The 4,045-nt window shown below is 41.5% G+C and carries 6 protein-coding genes; 3 read left to right on the top strand and 3 right to left on the bottom strand.

All coding sequences use genetic code 11. The features are described 5' to 3' along the window. The 3 genes from QZ735_RS10215 to QZ735_RS10205 all read right to left on the bottom strand — a co-directional run. Positions 1-545 (bottom strand): Maf family nucleotide pyrophosphatase (locus tag QZ735_RS10215; protein WP_294247774.1); only part of this gene is annotated, 545 nt, incomplete at its 3' end. A 9-nt stretch (positions 546-554) separates the two neighbouring features. Continuing rightward, complete coding sequence (locus QZ735_RS10210) at positions 555-1,073, bottom strand: HAD family hydrolase (protein ID WP_294247771.1); 519 nt, start codon at positions 1,071-1,073, stop codon at positions 555-557. Further along, on the bottom strand, positions 1,063-1,812 hold the full coding sequence (locus tag QZ735_RS10205) for a Rossmann-like and DUF2520 domain-containing protein (protein WP_294247768.1): 750 nt from the start codon (positions 1,810-1,812) through the stop codon (positions 1,063-1,065). The genes QZ735_RS10210 and QZ735_RS10205 overlap by 11 nt, the downstream gene beginning before the upstream one ends. Before the next feature lie 325 nt (positions 1,813-2,137). Between QZ735_RS10205 and QZ735_RS10200 the strand changes: the two genes are divergently transcribed. Genes QZ735_RS10200 through QZ735_RS10190 form a run of 3 tightly spaced genes read left to right on the top strand, consistent with a single transcriptional unit; the run spans position 2,138 to position 3,862 of the window. Next, positions 2,138-2,689: a sigma-70 family RNA polymerase sigma factor gene (locus QZ735_RS10200; RefSeq protein ID WP_294247765.1), complete on the top strand. Its 552-nt coding sequence runs from the start codon at positions 2,138-2,140 to the stop codon at positions 2,687-2,689. A 17-nt stretch (positions 2,690-2,706) separates the two neighbouring features. After that, complete coding sequence (locus QZ735_RS10195) at positions 2,707-3,345, top strand: hypothetical protein (RefSeq protein WP_294247763.1); 639 nt, start codon at positions 2,707-2,709, stop codon at positions 3,343-3,345. Positions 3,346-3,352: 7 nt separating this feature from the next. Further along, positions 3,353-3,862 (top strand): hypothetical protein, encoded by a 510-nt coding sequence (locus QZ735_RS10190; RefSeq protein WP_294247760.1) that lies wholly within the window; start codon positions 3,353-3,355, stop codon positions 3,860-3,862. Positions 3,863-4,045 lie beyond the last annotated feature (183 nt).

Below are 4,045 nucleotides of genomic sequence, written 5' to 3'. Positions count from 1 at the left end.
TTCAAAATTTTGTAAACCAAATGGGTAGGAAGTCCCATAATGGTATAAAAGCTTCCATTGATCCGGGTAATTTTTGCCATGCCCAGCCACTCCTGTATCCCGTAACTTCCGGCTTTATCGAAAGGCCGGAAATTCCGGATGTAATACCGGATCTCGTCATCGGAAATCTCATCCAGTTCCACATCGGCTACATCGGTTTGTGTAATGGTTTGTTCTGCCGTTTTTATGGTGATTCCCGTATATACCTGATGCGTTTTTCCTGAAAGCTTCCTGAGCATCATTTCGGCTTCCTGTTCATCTTCCGGTTTACCGAGGAACTCCTGATCGATTGCCACTACCGTATCGGCAGTAAGAAGGATTTCACCTTTTCCGAGATTGCGGAAAGCAGATGCTTTCAGTTCCGAAAGGTAGGCTGCTGCTTCTGCTGTTGCAATAGATTCAGGAACAATCTCTTCACAATCGATTTTCACGACTTCAAAATCAAATCCTAAACTGGAGAGGAGCTCTTTCCTTCTCGGGGATTGTGAGGCCAGTAGTATTTTCATCTGTACAATTTAAACGGATTGGGTATTGTCATCATGCCATTTTCCCTGTACTTTCATCACCTGCTCGATGACATCACGTACGGCTCCGCTGCCTCCTTTCCTTGGGGAAATATAATCAGCGACCCCTTTGATTTCCGGGACGGCATTTTCAGGACAGGCTGCAATGGCCGAATTTTTCATGATATGAAAGTCAGGGATGTCGTCTCCCATTGTCAGGATTTCGTCATTGCTGAGGTTATATTTTGCTTTGAAATCTTCAAAATCAATCATCTTATCCGGAGATTTAGGATAATAATCCTGAATCCCGAGATAATTGATCCTGTGTTTTACCATCTCATCATTTCCTCCGGTAATTACACCGATGAGGTAATTGTTTTTGAGGGCTTTTACTACGGCATATCCATCCAGCACGTTCATGACACGGCACATGTTTCCGCCCGGTATCAGATATACGCTTCCGTCCGTAAATACACCGTCCACATCGAATACAAAGGCTTTTATCTCTTTTAACTTTTCTTTATAGCTCATACATTTTCTGAATAGAATGGTTTAAGGTTTTATAAATTTCCAGGTTTTCATCCTGCAGAAGCTGCTCATGCAGTTCCAGTATCCTGCGGTCATTTCTCACCGCCGGACCGGTCTGGGCAGCTTTTGGCTCAAGGGTATGAATTTTTCCGACGGTTTCATCAATCAGCGGAAGGAAAAATTGAAACGGGATATTCTGTGCATCCGAAATCTCTTTGGCCCTTGCAAAAAGGTGGTTGACGAAGTTACAGGCAAAAACCGCCGTCAGGTGGATGTATTTTCTCTTTTCAAAGGAGCTTTCCATTACATTCGGGGAGATCCGGGAAGCCAGCTCAATAAGGCTTTTCTGGTCCTCATCATGCTCTGCCTCAATGAAAAAGGGGATTCCGGAATAGGTCAGTTCTTTGGATTTTGAAAAGGTCTGCAGCGGATAGAAACTGGCTTTACGGTACTCTCCTTTCAGGATTTCTTTGGGTAATGAGCCTGAAGTATGGGCAACCAGACAGTCCTTCCCTTTGATAAGTCCGGAAACCTCTTCTACAGCGTTGTCACTAACGCAGATCAGATACACGTCTGCCTCCGGAAGCGCATCGGTGGAAAAAGGGATATCCAGTTCGGAAGAAATACCGGTTAATTCCTTTTCATTTCTTCCGAAAATCTGTGCTATGGGGATCCCGTTCAGCGTACATGCCTTTGCCAGATGAAAAGCAACATTTCCGGATCCTATAATTACAATTTGCATAAAACAAAGATAAGGTTTTCGGCCCGGTTCCGGAAAGGTACAAAAATTAAACACTTTATAAAGGGCTGCACTACCCTAGCCGCAAAATTTCATCATTTCAGCTAACCGGTAAATCAACGGAAAAAAGATTTAGCGGCGGTAGTTCTTATGACTCCGCATTGCCTTCTGTGAAGGGGCTTGACAATCTTCAGGTTACCTGTTTTTTACAGCCATTTTTTCCGGTAGGTTTAGGGAATCCGGATATTTATTCGGATATTGGACTGAAAATTGAAGATTTCATTTAACTTTCAGCTATTTTTGTAATCCAAAACAATGAAAGCATCTTATGAAGATTAAGGACGCAGAAATTATTTCTTTGATGCAGAATCCACGGACTCAGGAAAAAGGGGTCCGCGCTCTGATGGATGCCTATCAAAGCAGATTATACTGGCACATAAGAAGAATTATCGTGGACGGAGATCTTGCGCAGGATACTTTGCAGGAAACTTTTATAAAAGCCTATCAGAATTTTCATCAGTTTAAGAACGATAGCCAGCTGTATACCTGGTTGTACAGGATTGCTACCAATGAAGCGCTGCAGCAGATCAATAAACTGAAGAAAATGCAGAAAACGGATGAAGATCCGGAATACCATATGCAGAATCTCGTTGCAGATAATGCCGGAGAAGATGCAGAAGAGATACAGATATTGCTGCAGAAAGCCATACAAAGCCTGCCTGAAAAGCAGAAACTCGTATTTATGATGCGGTATTATGATGATCTGCCCTACGAGGAAATTTCCAAGATTGTAGAAATGTCCGTAGGTACGCTGAAAACGAATTATCATTATGCCAAACAGAAGATTGAAGATTATATTAAAGAAAATTACGAAAGATAATTTCTGAAAAAAAGGAGATGGAAGAGTTCAATATAGAAAAATTGAAACGTAAAAATATTTACAAGGTACCTGATGATGTGTTCGAAAACATCCAGGGAAAAGTATTGAGCGGAGTGAGCAGCTTTGATCTGGAAGCACTGGAACGCCAAAATATATATGCTGTTTCTGAAGACGTTTATGATAATGTTCAGCAGCAGGTAACCTCTACCCTGTTCCCTGAAAAGAAGGCACCTGTTTTCAGGCTTAACTGGGCCTATGCCGCCGCTGCTTCGGTAGCCCTTATTTTTGGAGCGACTTTTGTTTTTAATCTGAATGATGCGCCCGTACAGAATCAGGTGAATTCTTCTGTCGCTTATACGGATAGCAGGCAGAATAAAAGCAATGATAGTGAAACAGCTTACGAAACGTTGAAATCTGATTTAACTTCTGTTGAAAATACCAATCAAACTACTGAAAGCAACAGGGATAACAGATCATTGACCAAAGTAAGCAGGACGGAAAAAACTTCTGTAAACACAGCGAAGCAGGCAGCACCCGCTGTCTCAAAGGAAAATGAGACTCAGATGAATGCCTACCTGGATTCTTTTACCAATTCGGAGATTTCCGAGCTGGCCAATAATTCAACACAGGATGTTTATCTGGATTTGTATAACTAAAGGAACGATGAAAAAGATTTTATTTACGCTTTTGATGATATACGGTTTTGGCCTGAATGCCCAAAGGACTGACTATGACTGGAAAAAGATGGATCCCAAACAAAGAAAAGAGATCATCAATAATCTTTCTCCGAATGAAAGAAAAGAGCTCCTTAATAAGTTCAGAAATAATATGGTGATGGATAACCTGGATATAGATCCGGGCGATAAAGCAGAGTTCACGGATATTTATGATGAATATCTGGAAAGCCAGAAACAGATCAAGGGACAGTTTGATTCCAATTTCAATCCTGAGACCCTGTCAGATGATGAAGCCAAAGCGAAATTGCAGCAGAGTTTTGAGGTGGGACAGAAACTGCTGGATAACAGAAAAAGATATGCTGAGAAAATGCAGCAGGTCATTCCCTGTCAGAAAGTCCTGAAGCTGTTCCAATCCGAAGGGATGATGAGAGATAAGATGAATGAAAGGAAACCCCGCGGAAACGCTAATGCTTCAAGGCCGAGACAAAACCCATAATAGTTTATTTTTTTAATGTTGGACGACCCTTGTAATTTATTGCAAGGGTCGTTTAATATAAGAGCTTGTTTAAAAAGAAATTTAGAAATAATTTGTAAAATAAGTCGGTCAGTCGGAACTTTGTATTTCACCACAAAATCAGAGTTCATGACAAAGAAATATCTTCGCCTGACTGACCGGCAG

The organism is uncultured Chryseobacterium sp. (assembly GCF_913776365.1).
GTDB lineage: Bacteria > Bacteroidota > Bacteroidia > Flavobacteriales > Weeksellaceae > Chryseobacterium.
This window is presented reverse-complemented; position numbering and strand designations above follow the sequence as displayed.

Bases quoted from the DNA above. Each gene is read 5' to 3' on its own strand.
- QZ735_RS10210 (WP_294247771.1), bottom strand. From the start codon at position 1,073: ATGAGCTATAAAGAAAAGTTAAAAGAGATAAAAGCCTTTGTATTCGAT.
- QZ735_RS10190 (WP_294247760.1), top strand. From the start codon at position 3,353: ATGAAAAAGATTTTATTTACGCTTTTGATGATATACGGTTTTGGCCTG.
- QZ735_RS10200 (WP_294247765.1), top strand. From the start codon at position 2,138: ATGAAGATTAAGGACGCAGAAATTATTTCTTTGATGCAGAATCCACGG.
- QZ735_RS10195 (WP_294247763.1), top strand. From the start codon at position 2,707: ATGGAAGAGTTCAATATAGAAAAATTGAAACGTAAAAATATTTACAAG.
- QZ735_RS10205 (WP_294247768.1), bottom strand. From the start codon at position 1,812: ATGCAAATTGTAATTATAGGATCCGGAAATGTTGCTTTTCATCTGGCA.